The organism is Sorangiineae bacterium MSr11367 (assembly GCA_037157805.1).
Lineage (GTDB): Bacteria > Myxococcota_A > Polyangia > Polyangiales > Polyangiaceae > Pendulispora > Pendulispora rubella.
Window position 1 is genome coordinate 2,250,215 of sequence record CP089983.1, and the last position, 15,491, is coordinate 2,265,705.

General features: G+C 65.5%; 14 protein-coding genes. 8 read left to right on the plus strand and 6 right to left on the minus strand.

The window, feature by feature from the left end:
* The first annotated feature begins 136 nt into the window (after positions 1-136).
* On the plus strand, positions 137-1,492 hold the full coding sequence (locus tag LVJ94_08840) for a 3-deoxy-7-phosphoheptulonate synthase class II (protein WXB07340.1): 1,356 nt from the start codon (positions 137-139) through the stop codon (positions 1,490-1,492).
* Between the two features lie 29 nt (positions 1,493-1,521).
* The gene (locus LVJ94_08845; GenBank protein ID WXB07341.1) at positions 1,522-2,556 is read left to right on the plus strand and encodes an arsenosugar biosynthesis-associated peroxidase-like protein; all 1,035 of its coding nucleotides are present in this window, start codon (positions 1,522-1,524) and stop codon (positions 2,554-2,556) included.
* An 18-nt stretch (positions 2,557-2,574) separates the two neighbouring features.
* Here the strand turns inward: LVJ94_08845 and LVJ94_08850 are convergent, their stop codons facing one another.
* The 5 genes from LVJ94_08850 to LVJ94_08870 form a co-directional block, all read right to left on the minus strand.
* Positions 2,575-4,305: a hypothetical protein gene (locus LVJ94_08850; GenBank protein WXB07342.1), complete on the minus strand. Its 1,731-nt coding sequence runs from the start codon at positions 4,303-4,305 to the stop codon at positions 2,575-2,577.
* A gap of 32 nt (positions 4,306-4,337) precedes the next feature.
* Positions 4,338-5,195, minus strand: coding sequence for a hypothetical protein (locus tag LVJ94_08855; protein ID WXB07343.1), 858 nt, complete (start codon positions 5,193-5,195; stop codon positions 4,338-4,340).
* Between the two features lie 8 nt (positions 5,196-5,203).
* Positions 5,204-6,103: an endonuclease/exonuclease/phosphatase family protein gene (locus LVJ94_08860; GenBank protein WXB07344.1), complete on the minus strand. Its 900-nt coding sequence runs from the start codon at positions 6,101-6,103 to the stop codon at positions 5,204-5,206.
* Between the two features lie 214 nt (positions 6,104-6,317).
* Positions 6,318-7,268 carry an NAD(P)-binding domain-containing protein gene (locus LVJ94_08865; protein ID WXB07345.1) on the minus strand — a complete coding sequence of 317 codons (951 nt, stop codon included), beginning with the start codon at positions 7,266-7,268 and terminating at the stop codon, positions 6,318-6,320.
* 91 nt (positions 7,269-7,359) lie between these two features.
* Positions 7,360-8,955 (minus strand): TolC family protein, encoded by a 1,596-nt coding sequence (locus LVJ94_08870; protein ID WXB07346.1) that lies wholly within the window; start codon positions 8,953-8,955, stop codon positions 7,360-7,362.
* Positions 8,956-9,169: 214 nt separating this feature from the next.
* Here LVJ94_08870 and LVJ94_08875 point away from each other — a divergent pair, with 214 nt between their 5' ends.
* From LVJ94_08875 to LVJ94_08900, 6 genes are read left to right on the plus strand one after another with little or no spacing between them, the layout of a single operon-like run.
* On the plus strand, positions 9,170-9,949 hold the full coding sequence (locus LVJ94_08875) for a haloacid dehalogenase-like hydrolase (GenBank protein WXB07347.1): 780 nt from the start codon (positions 9,170-9,172) through the stop codon (positions 9,947-9,949).
* A 37-nt stretch (positions 9,950-9,986) separates the two neighbouring features.
* Complete coding sequence (locus tag LVJ94_08880) at positions 9,987-10,913, plus strand: protein phosphatase 2C domain-containing protein (protein WXB07348.1); 927 nt, start codon at positions 9,987-9,989, stop codon at positions 10,911-10,913.
* Positions 10,914-10,940: 27 nt separating this feature from the next.
* Positions 10,941-12,080: an acyl-CoA dehydrogenase gene (locus LVJ94_08885; protein ID WXB07349.1), complete on the plus strand. Its 1,140-nt coding sequence runs from the start codon at positions 10,941-10,943 to the stop codon at positions 12,078-12,080.
* Entirely contained in the window at positions 12,080-12,805 is a 726-nt protein-coding gene (locus LVJ94_08890; GenBank protein ID WXB07350.1) for an AgmX/PglI C-terminal domain-containing protein, read from the plus strand. Before LVJ94_08885 ends, LVJ94_08890 begins: the two co-directional genes overlap by 1 nt.
* A gap of 19 nt (positions 12,806-12,824) precedes the next feature.
* The gene (locus LVJ94_08895) at positions 12,825-13,478 is read left to right on the plus strand and encodes a hypothetical protein (protein ID WXB07351.1); all 654 of its coding nucleotides are present in this window, start codon (positions 12,825-12,827) and stop codon (positions 13,476-13,478) included.
* Positions 13,468-14,616: an acyl-CoA dehydrogenase family protein gene (locus LVJ94_08900; protein WXB07352.1), complete on the plus strand. Its 1,149-nt coding sequence runs from the start codon at positions 13,468-13,470 to the stop codon at positions 14,614-14,616. The genes LVJ94_08895 and LVJ94_08900 overlap by 11 nt, the downstream gene beginning before the upstream one ends.
* Here the strand turns inward: LVJ94_08900 and LVJ94_08905 are convergent.
* A complete protein-coding gene (locus tag LVJ94_08905) occupies positions 14,591-15,475 on the minus strand; it encodes a DMT family transporter (protein ID WXB07353.1) in 885 nt (294 codons plus the stop codon). The genes LVJ94_08900 and LVJ94_08905 overlap by 26 nt on opposite strands.
* Positions 15,476-15,491 lie beyond the last annotated feature (16 nt).

Here is a 15,491-nt window from a genome sequence, read left to right on the forward strand (position 1 = left end):
AGAAGATTACAGGGAGACGGGGAGGTTTTTGGATTTCAATGGCCAATGGTGCCAACTGAAACTACGAAAGCTCCCCGTCTGCTTGTAAAATCCCCTGGGCTTCCATCGCGAGAATGACATATTGCGAGTGGACGACATGGATTCAGTGGATACCCCGCAATGGTCACCGGAGTCGTGGCGTGACAAGCCCGCGGCGCAGCAGCCCGTGTACGACGAGCCGAACAAGCTGGAACTGGTTCTCTCCGAGCTCGAGAGGTTGCCGCCGCTCGTGACGTCGGGCGAGGTGCTCGCCCTCAAGCGAAGCCTTGCGCAGGCGCAAGACGGCAAAGCCTTTTTGTTGCAGGGCGGGGACTGCGCCGAGCAATTCGACGATTGCACGTCGGGGCATATTTCCAACGATTTGAAGGTGCTCCTTCAAATGAACCTGGTGCTGGTTCACGGCCTCAAGCAGCCGGTGGTGCGCATCGGACGCATCGCGGGGCAATACGCGAAGCCGCGGTCGACCGATCTGGAGACGCGCCAAGGCGTATCGCTGCCGAGCTACCGCGGCGACTTCGTGAATGGCCCGGAATTCACCGCGGAGGCGCGCCGGCCCGATCCGCAGCGCATGCTGCGAGGCCATGCGCACTCGGCGATGACCATGAATTTCGTACGCTCGCTGCTCGACGGCGGCTTCGCCGATGCTCACCACCCCGAGTATTGGGACCTGCAGTGGATGAATTGCTCGCCGATGCAGGCCGAATACCGGCGCCTCGTGCAAGCCATCGGCGATTCGATGCGATTCGTCGAAGCCTTGAGCGGCGACCGTGCCGGCGGCGCGCGTCCGGAATTTTATACGTCGCACGAGGCGCTGGTGCTGCAGTACGAGCAAACGCAGACCCGTCACGTTCCGCGCCAGGAAGGCTGGTTCAATCTCTCCACGCACTTCCCCTGGATCGGGATGCGCACGGCCCACGTGGACGGGGCCCACGTCGAATATTGCCGCGGCGTGCGCAATCCCATCGCCGTGAAGGTGGGACCCGGCACGGAGTCGGATCAATTGAAGCGGCTGATAGCGATTCTCAATCCGACCAACGAGCCTGGGCGCCTTACCTTGATTCACCGCATGGGCGAGGGCAACATCGAGTACCACCTGCCACCCTTGATCGCAGCCGTTCGCCAGGAGGGCGCGCGCGTTCTCTGGTGCTGCGACGCCATGCACGGCAACACGGAGACCTTGGGCAACGGCGTGAAGACCCGCCGCTTCGAGAACATCCGCACCGAGCTCGAACGCGCCTTCGACGTGCACGCCGCCTGCGGCAGCCGCTTGGGCGGTGTCCACCTCGAGATGACCGGCGAAAACGTCACCGAGTGCCTAGGCGGCGCCCGCAACCTACGCGAAGAAGATCTCGCGCGCCGTTACCGCACCCAAGTCGACCCCCGCCTCAATTGCGAGCAGGCGCTGGAACTCGCGATGCTCATCGTCCGCAAGCATTCGCGCGACGCGTCTTGAGAAAAAGTGTGCAAGGGAGGGGTTCCACCATGGACCGTACTGCCGTCGAGAAGACACTGAGCATCTTTTGCGAGTGGAAGCTTCTGAGTCCCTCGGAGAAGGCCGAAACGCTATCGCTGTTCGACGCGGCGTTTCCTTTCGCGGAAGCGATGGCGTTGGCTGAGTCCATTCACCTCCACGTGAAGGTAGCCGATACGGATTTACTCCCGCACGAGCGCATCCGCGCTCTGGGGTCGGAGGCCACGAGCTGTACGAAGGGGTACGTGAAGTATCCCTTCCCGAGCGGCTGCAACATGATCTTCTCGTCGATTCCCGTTTCGGAGGACGACATGTTGAAGGACGAGCCTCCGCTCGACTTCCCGGTGCTCGATCACACCGGCATCGATCTTCGGCGCGTCACCGCGGAAGTGCGCCATGTGTTCGATTCGGTTCCAAATGTTGCCATCGGCCACGGTTGGCGCCATCGCGCGCAAGGCGGGAGCGGAACGCCCGTGTATTGCTGCCACACGGAGGTGGAGGCGAAGCATTGGGTCTATCCGCCGCGGCCCGATGTCGTGCACACGCGCCCTGTCGAATTTGCCATTGGGGCCTTGGTGTTGCACGACGCCAAAATGGGTTGCGACTTGCGCCCGATCGATCCGGCTCACCCGCGCGCCGCCGAGGCGATGGCCGCACTGTCGGCGTGTGCCGCATCGCACGCGGCCGCCGGTGACGACGGGGCCGAGAGTTCGCACTATTACGCGCGCTCGGACCTCGCGCACTTCGCCGACATGGGGCACTACGCGAAGCCGCTGATGGATAAGTTCTTTGCCTATTACAACGCCGTTACCGGAGAGGACGGCGCACTGACCAAGCGCGAGAAGGCACTCATCGCGCTGGCCGTCGCCCATTCGAAGCAATGCCCCTATTGCATCGATGCGTACACGAACACGCTGGCAGATATGGGCGTGTCCCCCGACGAAATGCACGAAGCCGTGCACGTCGCCGCTGCCCTGGGGGCGGGCATCGACTTGGTGCACGGCGTTCAAATGCAAAATACGCTCAAACGTCGAAAGCCCGTTTGAGCGATGTTCTCTTAGGTTTCAGCGAGGGGAGATCATCCCCGCGGTTCGTTCGATCTCGAGCGATAGGATGCGGCGGACGATGGCGATGGCGCACGCGTAGGTGCTGTCGACGCCGAAGTAGCTCAAGCTCTTCGAGAGGAGCGACTGGCGGCGTGAGTACGGCGTGTCCGATGCGTAGTGCACGAATCCCACGTCGACGGGCACCGTCGAGCTCAGGTTGATGATCTCGTCCTGCGGGACCCGGGTGGGGTGCACCAGTTCGTAGACACCGGCGAGGAAGGGGCCGGCCTCCATCTCGAGTACGGTGTAGCCGTCGCGGTAGAAGGCGCTCATGTAATTGCGATTTTGCAAAAACGCGCTGCGCACCGTCAGGGCCGACTGATTGTCGAACACGCTCCCGTAACGAAGGTACGGCCGAATGTCCTTTGCGCCGAACGCGTTTCGGAAAAGGAACGTGTTTCGCGAATGTTCGTCGAAAACGGTGCCCGATAGCGCAACGTCACCCACGCGGCCGTTGAGCGTTGCGGCCTTGCCCATCACGTAGACGCCGTGCAGCTCGCCCACGCCTTGGCCCACGCGCGACATCAAATGGTACGCCGCCATGCCCAATGGGTAATCGATGTTGATGATCACTGCATCGCTCTTGGGCAGCGCCGCGGCCAGCCCGGGAAGGTTCAACCGCGGGTCGATGACACTCGGGTTGATCTTGCCCACCTCGATGATCTGCGCATCGACGTCGATGTGCCCCGGCTCCGACAGGTGCGTCAGACCGCAGCTCGCCTCGAAGGCGCGCACCTCGCGCATGCGATCGCGCCCGGGCCGCGCGTGGATGTAACCGCGCAGCAAGTAATAGAGAAACGGCAGCCGATCTTCCTCGTTGCCCGAGGCCTGCGCGGTGGCAATCGTGTCGGCCAGGCCCTCGGGGTTCGTCTCGCGCCCGAACGCCAAAATCGCGTCCTGGTGCGTGCGCGCATACCCGCCGACCAGGTTGGCGATGGCGTGCGTGTTGGACGAAACGAAGTACACCGGCCGCCGGCGCGGCGGCTCCGAGCGAACGTAGTGCGGCTCGATGCCGCTCCACCATCGCTGCGCGGAGCGCTGGTACTGCGAATACGACGCCGCGAGCAGGCGCACGTTCACGTCGATGGGGTGGTTCGCGATGTTGGCGATGCCTTGCGCGAGTCGCCCGCCGAAGGCCTGCGTGAGCACGTCGACCTCGTCGACGGAAATGCCGAGGTAGCGAGCCACCTCCTCCGTCGCAGGCGCCGGCTTGTCGATGCCGCCCGCCTCGGCGGCGAGGGGCCGAAGCCGCTCGTGCATCTTGTTCCACTCGATCTGGAACGCCGTCAAAATGGGGATGAAGTCGTCGATGTCGCTTTCGCTGGCGATGAACACCGCGAGCCGGCGTCCCTCCGGATCCAACCGCAGGGGGCGCCGCCGGCCGCGCGTGCGGACCGTGCGCCAGTTTTGCACGTCGAAGCCGGCGGCCTCGAACAGCTCGTGCGACTGGCCGAGCACCACCAGGTCGATGCCCGGCATGTCATCCGGCAATCGGGCTGCGGCATAGGCAAAGGCCGACACGTCCGGCGTGGGCGAGAGCGCCCCCGGATGCAACGACGACCCTGCGAAGGCATGCGCCTCCTCGAAGGCGCGCACTCGAACCTCGACGGTCGAGCGGAGAAGAGAGGTATAAGTGCGGACGTAGAGATCAATCTCGTCCGACGGCGTGACGGGGGGCCTGCGCTCCATGGCGCAGCCTAACACCACTGTCTTCGCGTCGGTTAGCGGGTTTTCGCTGCCCCGAGCAGAGGCCCGCTCGAGAAGAGTCGCCCAAAGAGGCCGCGCACCGGCGAAAGCTCGAAGAAGCCCAAGGCGATTTCTTCCGGGCGCTCGCGGAGGCCGTCCACGAGGGCCTCGTTCGAATCGACCCACTCCAGCGCTTTGTCGAAGGCCTCGCGCTGGGTCGTGTCGAGGTGCGCTCGCGCGTGCGACGTTTTGATGTCGTGGTGCCGGAGGAAGAGGGCCAGCGCCACGGCAATCTCCTCGACCGAGAGCTGGGTGACCTTCTGCACCCGCGCGCCACCGCACGATTTGCCATAGACGTACGAGCCTTGGTGCAGCAGCACGCCGAAGCCGCTCGCCACGGCGGCAACCTCACTGGCCAGGTCGAGCTCGTCCCCGGGGACCTCTTCGCCCGCCTCGGCGAGGATGATGGCGCCGATGCTGCGCACGAGGCTCGTGGTGAGCAAGGTCGGGTTCTGCACGTGCGCGGTGCTCAGGATCGCGATGTAGCCTTCGTCCGTCTCGAGCATGTTGCCTTGCGCGCGGGTAGGAGCCGCGCTTCCGTCGGTCGAACAGGCTCCCGTTCCGCACCCACCGGTTCCGCACCCGCCTCCGGCCGAGGCCTCACCGTCGAGGAACTGAAGGCCGAACTCCAGGTCGTCCGAAACCGGCGCGTACGAGAGCATGCGCTCGAACAGCCGCGCGATGCTCTGCACGTCGAACGAGAACTCGTCCGGAAAAAACTCGCCCGTGGGCAGCACCAGCTCGGGCTGCCCAATCGCCTCGCCGTGCTTCGCCACGAAGTCGGCGTAGTGGGTCACGATCCAGTTTAGCGTCTCGTCGTTCGGCAGTTCCATCCGTTACCCTACTCGAAGCGTACCACGAGCGGGGCATGGTCGGAGTCGGGGGTGGGGAACTCGTGCACCGGAAGCACGGAATGATCGCGCAAGCCCTCGTTGAAATACCGCGCTCGCGTCACCCGGGCGCGGAGCGTGGAGGAGAGCAGCATGTGGTCGATCTCCGCGCGGGCCCCGCGGTGCAACACGCTGAAGCGCTCGCCCTCCAGCGCGTCAGCCGCAGAAAGGAGCGCGTTCGGCTCCGCTCCTGACACGATGCGCAACGCGGTCGAGCCGGGAACGTCGTTGAAGTCCCCCGTCACCAGCAGATGGTGCCCGGGCTTCTTCGTCAGAAGGTCGTCCACCAGCCCGCGCACGAACAGTGCCTCCGAGGCGCGCCACACCAAGGTGCGCAGCTCGCCCTCGGCTTCAGCCCGCGCGGTCACCGGTTCCACGGCGACACCATCGGCCCGGCGAAACGGCACCGGTCGTGCCGACTTGAAGTGCAGCACCAGCGCGTGCACCACGCCGAGCGCCCCCGCGTCGATCTCCGCGTGCACGATGCCCCGACGCAGCGGGATGCGCGCACCGAAGGGGGAGGGATCCATCTCGTGGAAGCGTGGAAAATCCAGCTGCTCGGTCGCGTGCACGTGGTAGCTCCGCACGGGCAACCGGGAGAGCAGCGCGCATCGGATCCCGCGTGCATCGGCGGTGCCCACCATGCGAAAGCCGTACATGCCCGGCAGCCGCTCGCGCAGCCGATCCAGCACCGACTCCGAGCCCACTTCCTGCAGCGCTAGCACGTCCGCGTCCACTTTGGAAACGACGGCTGCAAGCGTGTCGAGCTTTCGATTTACATGGGCTTTATCGGATTCGCCCGTCGAATCGAAGAGATCTTTCACATTGTACGTTGCAATCGTAACAGCCACGACTACCTCAAAAACCGATTGAACCTGCAGCGGCAGCGGGACAAGCCCGGCGAGGCCGGCGCCTTAGTCCCTGTCTAACGAGAGGATCGCTAGACGGTGTGGCGATCCCGGCGTTCCGACCCCACACGTCTCGCCGGTCTCGCCGGTTTCTTCTCGCTGCCGCGGTTCCAGCACTGGATAGTTTCAAACTCGACACATCCATTCGACTGTTACCTTAGCTCAATTTCTGTACGGGTTGCGCCATGAGCTCGCGCACCAAATCTTCCGCGGTGCGGCCTGCGAGCATGCCCTTCGCGAGCCCTTTGAAGATGGGGATGCGCACGCCGCGTGTCGTCGCCCACTGCATGATGCGCGGAATGAGCTCGATCGCCTCGACCCGCAGCTTGGCCTCCGCCGTCGCTTGCTCCACCGACAGGCCGCGCGCAAAGGCGCGCCCCACGACGACCTCGGGCCGCGCTTCCTGCGCGACGGAGGCCAGCAAATCGCCGTAGCCCGCCAGCCCCAGCAGGGTGCGCTCTTGGCCACCTGCCGCGGCCGCGATGCGCGAAGCCTCTTCCACGCTGCGCGAGATGAACGTTGCCACCAGGCCTGCGCTCACCCCCACCGCTTGCGCGTAGCCGACGCCGATGGCCAAGCACCCCACGAGCGCGCTGGCCCACTCGAGGCCGATCAAGTCGCCCGTTTCGTAGATGCGCAGCGACGGCGACGCGAAGGCCGCGAGCAGGGCCGCGTTCACCTCCGGGTACTGCGAGCCGCAGATCAGCGCGCACGGCTTGCCGTCGCGCAGCTCCTCGGCCATGGCAGGGCCGCTCAACGCGCCGATGCGACGGGCCGGCGTTTCGCGCCGCACCACCCGCGAAATGGGCTCCAGCGACTCGCCGGCGAGCCCGCGGATGGCGTGCACGACCAAGTGGCGGCCATCGACGTGGTCGCCCAGCTGGCGCGCCACCTCCGCCGCGGTCTCCGACGGCACCGCGAGCACGAGGAGCCGCGCGCGTTGCGCCAGCTCCTCCATGTTCGCGACTTGCTCGACGCCGGCGGGGAGCGCCGATGAAAGATCACGCCGTGACTGAATCAGCGCTTTCGTTCCGGCGCGCGCGGCTGCTGCTGCCAGCGACAAACCCCACGGGCCACCGCCCACCACTCCGACGTGTGCGAGATACACGATGGATCTCGCTTATCAGGGTTTAGGGTTTAGGGGTTAGGGTTTAGGGGGGAGAGAGAGGTGGGGGACGCTGGGATTCGAACCCTAAACCCTACTGAATCTTCACGTTTTTCGTGTCGCGACCGAGGGCGTGCTCCAGCCTGACGCGGGCGATGCGCGCATCGACGCGGGCATTTAGCTCGGCCAGGCGGGCGCGCGTCAGCTCGGTCTCGGAATCGGTCAGGGTCGTGGACGTGCCTCGGCCGGCGTTGAAGAGCTCCCGGGCCACACGGTAGGCCTCCGTCGCACTCGCGAGCTGGCGCTTCGTCGATTCGGTGGAGAAGTCGGCCTCTTTGACCTGCTGGTAGGCCTGCATGACCTCCACCTCGATGCCATCGCGCGTGACCTGCTTGTTCGCTTCGATCTGCGCGGCCTGCGCCTCGAAGCTGCTCGCGTTGGCGCCCGCGGCCGGAATGTCCGTCGGCGTCCACGTGAGCTGCGCGCCCAGGTCCCAGGTGGCCCGCCATTGGTCCGTCGCGGGCACGATGCGCTGGTTCGGATTCTGGTAGTACACGTTACCGAAGGCGCTGAGCGACGGGTAATTCCCCGCCCGCTGGGCTTTGGCTTGGCGTCGTGCCGACTCGGCGTTCGCGTCGGCGCTCTTCACCTCGAAGCGCGAGGCCAGCGCTTCCTCGGTGAACGCCTTCACGTTGCCTTGCATGGGCGCAGGGCTCGCATCCAGGCCTTCGCCCGGAACGAGGCGCTCGTCTTCCTTCGCATGGATCGCGATGCGCACCTGCTTCTCGTTCAGATCGGAGGCGTTTTTCGCTTGTTCCACCGTCAGTTCGGCGGCGGCGACGTTCGTTTCCGCGCGAAGCACGTCGGCACGTGAGGCATTTCCCACGGTGAACTGATTCGTTGCGTCCGTGAGATGGTTCCTCTGATCCTGCAGCGCCAGGACTGCCACGACCACCTGGTTGCGCGCGCGGAGCCAATTGTAGAACGCCACACGACCGTCCGCGCCCGACTTGGCGCGTGCCGTTGCCACGTCGAAGCGGGCCGCCGTCTCGGCATGCGTGGCCGCCGTGTACCGCTGGTTGATGCTCAAGAAGTAGTCGCTAATCGGAATCGTGATGCCACCCTGCAGGGCATACTGGTTCAAGAAGATCGGGAAGCTGAAATTGAACGGGACGGGGCTGGTCGTGTTGGGGTCGACAGGGCCTGGCGCCGTCTGTGAGGTTCCTACCACCGTGAAGCTGCCGAACGACTGGGGCGTGATGGTGCTGAGCCGCGTATAGCGCGCCGTGCCCGTGATCTTCGGCAGGAAGCCGGCCCACGCCGCGTCCACCTTGGCCTGCGCGGAATTGAGCGCTTCTTGTTGGGCCTTTGCCTGAAAGCTCGTTGTTGCTGCCCGCTGCCCGACCTGCTCGGAGGTCAACCCCGACTCGGAGAACTCGGTCAGCTCCGTTGGAATGCGCTCCGTCGGGGCGGTCACCGCCGGCGCCGCGGCGCCCGGTTTGGGAGCCTGTGCGCCTGCCGGGGCGGCGCCCGGCCTGCCGGGGGCGGCCTGCGCGCCTGCGGGAGGCGGCGTCCCCGGTTGCGGGCCCGGACGCGTCGGTTGCTGCGCCCAAGCGCCCGTCGCGAGAAACATCATTCCGCCGAACACGGCTGTGGAAATAGGCAAAGTCGATCGGATGAACGTGCGCATATCGGGTTTTCTCTCGCTCGGTGAATCCAAATTCAGAATTGTGAATCTACGTTCAGTTACAAACGACAGTAAGCGATGACCTAGGGCCACGCCAGCGGAAGAGAAACCCCGTCGTGAGCCCGACCGCCTTCCCCTCGAAGCGACCTTCTTCGCGCCCTACCGGATGCGGTCGACATTGCCCGGAGTCAAGCCCTATGGGCTATCTTGACAGCCCATGAAGAAGGTGAGCAGCGAAGAGATTTTCGCACGAATCGAGCAGGAAACCCTGAAAAATCCGGGGGGTGCGGTCGCCTTCGACGGCGACGGGACCCTATGGGAAGGAGACGTCGCCGAGGACTTCTTCTTCACACTTCTTCAACATAACGACTTTCGGGCGCCGGCCGTCGAGGCCATGCGAAAAGATGCCGAGGAGTTCGGCATCGATGCCCATGGCGACGCGGCGACGCTCGCGCGTCGTCTCTTCGACGCTTACCAGAACGCCGAGGTTTATCCCGAGCTTCGTTGCTGCGAAATGATGACGTGGTGCTGCGCCGGCTGGCGTCGTGACGAGATTCATGCCTTCGCCCAACAGGTCGTTCGTGAGCGCAATCTCGTGTCGCGACTGCACCACGATGTGGTGGCCATCATGAATTGGGCGCGTCAAAAAGGCATCGAGGTCCTTCTCGTGAGCGCGTCGCCGAGATCCATCGTCGATGCTGCCGCGGAGTTGCTCGATTTTCCTCGCGGACAGGTGGAGGCGGCAACGGCCTGCTTCGAGGGCGACATCATGGCGGCATCGATGGCCGGACCGGTTCCCTACGATCCGGGCAAGATGATCGCCATCGAGGCGCGCATCGGCAAGCGCGTGCTCTATGCGGGATTCGGCGACAACATTTACGATGTGGCCATGCTGAAGGCGGCACGTCTTGCCGTGACATACAAGCCAAAAGCGCGTCTGTTGAAGCGCCTGGACGAAATTCCAGGCCTCGTGGAACTGGTGCCTTCGAAAGCCTGACGGGGGCGACCGCAGCCTGGCGTATATTCTGTCGGGCATGATGGACATCCGTTCGGCCAGCCGCACGCACGTGGGCGGCCGTGAGGTCAACGAGGACGCGGCCCTCGAGCGTCCCGATCTCGGGTTGTTCGTGCTCGCGGACGGCGCGGGCGGGCAGGGCGCGGGCGATGTGGCGAGCCAGCTTGCCCTGGACAGCATCGCCTCCGCCTTCGAGGCCAGCGGCGAGGACCGCGCCGATCGCGCCGATGTGGACAGCTTCGGCCTTTACGTCGATGCACGCCGCCTGGTCAGCGCCATTCAGCACGCCAACCGCGCCGTGATGGAGCGGCGCAAGGCGGGCGAAGGTCTCGGCACCACGGTGGTGGCCGCGCTTCCCGCGGCGTCGTACGGCTCGATCCACGTGGCGCACGTGGGCGACAGTCGCTGCTACCGGTGGCGCGATGGCCTGCTCGAGCTGCTCACGGAAGATCATTCGCTGCTGAAGGATGTGCTCGAGATGTGGCCCGACATGGGCGACGACGTGTTGAAAAAGCTTCCACGCAACGTGGTGACCCGCGCCCTGGGGATGCAGGATCCGCTTCGCGTCACCGTGCGCACGTTCGAATTGGTGCCGCGCGATCGCTACCTGCTCTGTTCCGACGGCATCACCGAGGCGCTGGCGCCGTTTCGCATCAACGCGCTCCTGGGCATGGCCCATTCTGCGGAAGAAGCGGCCGAATCGCTGGTGGACGCGGCGCGGGAGGCGGGGGCGCGCGACAACATCACCGCCCTCGTGGTGGTGTGCATGCCGGGCGAAGACGCCGAAGCGGCGCCGCCGCCCTCCGTCGAATCGGCGTTCCTCGTCCCCACGGGGGAGCGCGAGAGCGTGCCGCCCCACGGCGACGACGAACCCGAGATCGTCATTTTAGGCGAGCTCGGGCAAGAATGGCGCGAGGCGCTCGACGAGCTGACTCGGAAGTCCTAGGGTGCGGCGCGCACAGGAGTCAAACACGTGGATTTCGATCTGACCGAAGAACAAAGGCTCATCATCGACACGGCGCGGGACTTTGCGGCGCGCGAAATTGCCCCCAAGGCGGCCGAGCTGGACAAGACCGGTCGATGGCCGGCGGAAATCGTTGCCCGCATGGCCGAGCTTGGCTTCATGGGCATGTGCATCCCGCCCGAATATGGCGGCGGTGGACTCGATCCATTGAGCTACGCGCTGGCGATGGAGGAGATCAGCGCCGCGTGTGCCTCGTGCGGCGTCATCATGAGCGTGAACAATTCGCTCTTCTGCGATCCGGTCTACAAATTCGGAACCGAGGAACAGAAGAAGAACGTACTTACGCCGGTGGCGAGCGGGCAGAAGCTCGGGTGCTTCGGCCTCACGGAGCCGATGAGCGGCTCCGATGCGCAGACGATGATCACCACCGCCGAGAAGACGGCGGACGGCTGGGTCCTCAACGGCGCGAAGAACTGGATCACCAACGGGCCGCACGCCGACTACATCCTGGTGTTCGCGGTCACGGACCGCACCGGTGGCAAGGTTCGCCACACGGCGTTCCTCGTGGAAAAGGGCACGCCGGGCTACACGCAGAACGCGCGCGATCACAAGCTGGGCATCCACGCCGCGCACTCGTGCACCGTGTTCTTCGAGAACTGCAAGGTGCCCGACAGCGCCCGGGTCGGCAACGTCGGTGACGGCTTCAAGGTGGCCATGGCCACGCTCGACGGCGGCCGCATCGGCATCGCCTCGCAAGCGCTGGGCATCGCCCGCGCGGCGCTCGACGTGTCGGTGCAGTACTCCAAGGAGCGAAAGAGCTTCGGCGTCCCCATCTCGCAGCACCAGGCCATCGCCTTCATGCTGGCCAACATGGCCACCGAGCTGGATGCCGCGCGCTTGCTCACGTGGCGGGCTGCCTCCCTGAAGGAAAAGGGCGTGCGCCACTCCCCGGAGAGCGCGATGGCCAAGCTGTACGCCAGCGAGATGGCCACGCGCGTCGCGCACAAGGCCATCCAGGTGCACGGTGGCTACGGTTACTCGACGGAGTTCCCGGTGGAGCGTCACTACCGCGACGCGCGCATCACCGAGATCTACGAGGGCACCAGCGAGATCCAGCGCATCGTCATCGCCGCGAGTGTGCTCGCCTGATGCGCGCACGAGCGTGGACGATGCTCGTGGCCGCGGCGCTGGTATGCGCCTGCGGAGGCGCACAACAAGAGGCGCAGTCGCCCGAAACGGACACGGAGACCACCGCGCAGCGTGTACGGCCGCAAGGCTCGGGCATGCAGATGTCGACGGAGCTCGGCTCGATCGATTCGCGCGCGGTGGAGCAGACCTTCTGGCGCCTGCAGAACAAGCTGCAATCCTGTTACCGGAAGGGCCTTCAGCGCGTCGAATACCTGGAGGGCGACGTCAAAGTCTTCCTCCGCGTCGGCCAAGATGGCACGGCCCGATACGGCTACATGGAGGAGTCCTCCCTGGGCGATCGCGAAAGCGAGAAGTGCATGATGGACGTGCTCACCTCCAGCGCGTGGCCCAAGCCCCAAGGCGGCGAGGCCGAAGTGCGAAACAGCTTCGGCTTCGATCCTCCCAGCGACGTACGCGCCCCGGTCAGCTGGAGTTCGGACCGCGTCGCCGACGCCATCGGCAAACACGCCGACTCCCTCGGCAAATGCAAAGAGGGCGTGAGCGGCCGCTTTCGCGCCACCGCCTACATCGAACCCGACGGCAAGCAGGGTAAATTCCAAGCCATCGGCATCACCCCCCCGAGCAAAGAGGGCATCGACAAACTCGACTGCCTCGCCGACGCCCTGAAGAGCGCCCCTCTCCCCAGCCCGGGCAGCTACGCCGCCAAGGTGAGCTTCGATTTGTGATGACTGCTAGGATGTAGGTATGCAGGATGTCGCCCATGTTCTCGGAGAATTGCGACGCTTTGCGCGGTTCGCGAGGCCGGACGTGAGCGAGGTCGACGTCGCGTTCGAAGCGCTGCGGCCGCTCTTGAGCGAGATCGCGGCGCCGTACAAGTTGGTGGGTGGTCTCGCGGTCATCCACCACGGTTACGAGAGACTCACGGTCGATATCGATTTGTTGGTCAGCCCGGACGCGCGTCGGGAGCTGACCGAGCGTGCGCCAGCGCATGGATTCGTGGTGCTCACACCTCGACGTCTTCGTCATGAGCCGACCGGGGTGCGCGTGGATCTTCTCGTCGCGGGAGAGCCGATCCCGCGCTCCGAAGGCGTCGTTTTTCCCGCGCCCGAGAGCGTGGATGCGAGCCCACACGACGCGACCTACGTTGGGGTCCGAACTCTGTTCGAGCTCAAGCTTCGCGCGCGGCGAAAGCAGGATCTCGCGGATGTCGTGACGCTTCTGAAGCAGATGGACGACGCGCAGTACATCGCCCTCGAATCCGAGATGCCTCGCGAACTTCGCGATGAATTCTCGCGTCTTCGAGACGACGCCCTCGAGGAGCTCGAATGGGCGCGGCGCGATGCGGAGCAGGACGCGAAATTCGACGCAGAATACGAGAAAAAAGACGATGGAACTTGAACTCAACGAAACGCAAAAGCTCGTTCAACAGACGGCGCGGGATTATGCGCGGCGGGTGATTCTGCCGCAGGCCGCGGACCTCGATAAGCTCGAGCAATTTCCGCGGGAGATTTTGCGCGGGTTGGGGGAGCTCGGGTTGCTCGCGGTGAACGTGCCCGAGGAGCTCGGGGGCTCGGCGGCGGGCGCCGTGTCCTATGCGTTGGCGATGCAAGAGATTGCGTATGCCTGTGCATCGACTGCGGTCACCATGGCGGTGACCAACATGGTGGGCGAGGTCATTGCGGCCTTCGGCACCGAGGAACAGCGAAACCACTGTTGCCCCAAGCTGGCCAGCGGGGAGTGGATCGCCGGGGCCTTCGCGCTCAGTGAGACCGGGGCGGGGAGCGATCCGGGCGGCATGCGCACCACCGCGCGGCGCGATGGCGACGATTGGATCCTCGACGGCGACAAACAGTGGATCACCAGCGGCGCCCACGCGGGCGTCTTCGTCGTGTGGGCGCGCACCGGCGATGCCACGAGCTTGCCCGGCACGCGCGGCATCTCGTGCTTTCTCGTGGAGGGCGGCACCCCCGGTCTCACCGCGGGCAAGCCCGAGGACAAGATGGGCCTGCGCGCGTCCAACACCGTGCCGCTCCACTTCGAGGGCTGCCGCATCCCCGGCAGCGCGCTCTTCGGGAGCCTCAACGGCGGATTCAAAATCGCCATGATGGCCCTCGACGGCGGGCGCATCGGCATCAGCTCGCAGGCCATCGGCATCGCGCGCGCCGCGCTCGACGAAAGCGTGAAGTACGCGAAGGACCGGCGCGCCTTCGACCAGCCGATCTCCGACTTCCAGGCCATCAAGTGGAAGCTCGCCGACATGAAAACGGAGCTCGACGCCGCCCATCTCCTGTCGATGCGTGCGGCCTCGCTCAAAGAGAAGGGGCGCCCGTTCTCGCGCGAGGCCTCCATGGCCAAGCTGTTCGCCAGCGAAGCGGCCAACCGCATCTGCAACGAGGCCGTGCAGATCCACGGCGGCTACGGTTACGTGCGCGAATTCCCCGCGGAGCGCCACCTGCGCGACGTCCGCGTCACCACGATTTACGAAGGCACCAGCGAAGTGCAGCGCCTCGTCATCGCCCGCCACGTGTTGGGCTGACCCGGAGAAACTGCGCCAGGCCGATGAGCAGCATCCCCACGGTTTGCGCCGTACTGAGCGCGCGGTCGTAGACGAGCCAGTCCATCACCACCGCGCACCCGGGGTAGACGAACTGCAGCACGGCGATGCGGCTCGCCGGCAAAAGGCTCATGCCCGCGTAGAGCAGCACGTACGCCAGCCCGGTGTGGATCACGCCGAGGCCGGCGAGCCAGCCCCATGCCGCACCCAACGGCGGAAGGCCGTGCGCGAGCGGCCACCACCCGAGCACGATGGCCCCCACGACGCATTGCCACCACGCCAGCGCGAACGAGCTCGCGCCCGTGGCCATCTTCGCGATGAGCGTGACCCCGGCATAGGCCACCGATCCACCCAGGCACATGAGCAAGCCGACCACGTACCCGGCCGACACCGTGCCGTGATCTTCGAGCAAGCCCGTGGCCAGCACCAACCCTGCGAGCGCAAGGCCCGTGGCGAACGCACGCACGCGGGAAAAAGGCTCGCCCAGCCACAGAACCCCGGCAGCCATGACCCATATCGGCTGCACGTGAAACACGACGGTCGCCACCGCAATGGACACGCGATCGAGCGCTGCAAAAAAGAGCGCCCAGTTGGCCGTCATGAGCAGCCCCGTGGCGACGGCCGCCACGAGCGCGCGCCCGCGGAGCCGCAGTTCCGCATCGCGCTTTCGCAGCACGCCCCATAGCCAGAGCGCCGCCGCGCCGAAGACGCACCGGAACCACACCGCGGTGAACGGCGCCTGGCCCGCTTGTTCCACGAATAGCCCCACCGTGCCGAGCACAGCGCCCCCAGCGACCATCAGCGCCGTTCCGTGGCGACCGGCGCGCTCCGTCGTATCCATGGTCCAAACGATGCGA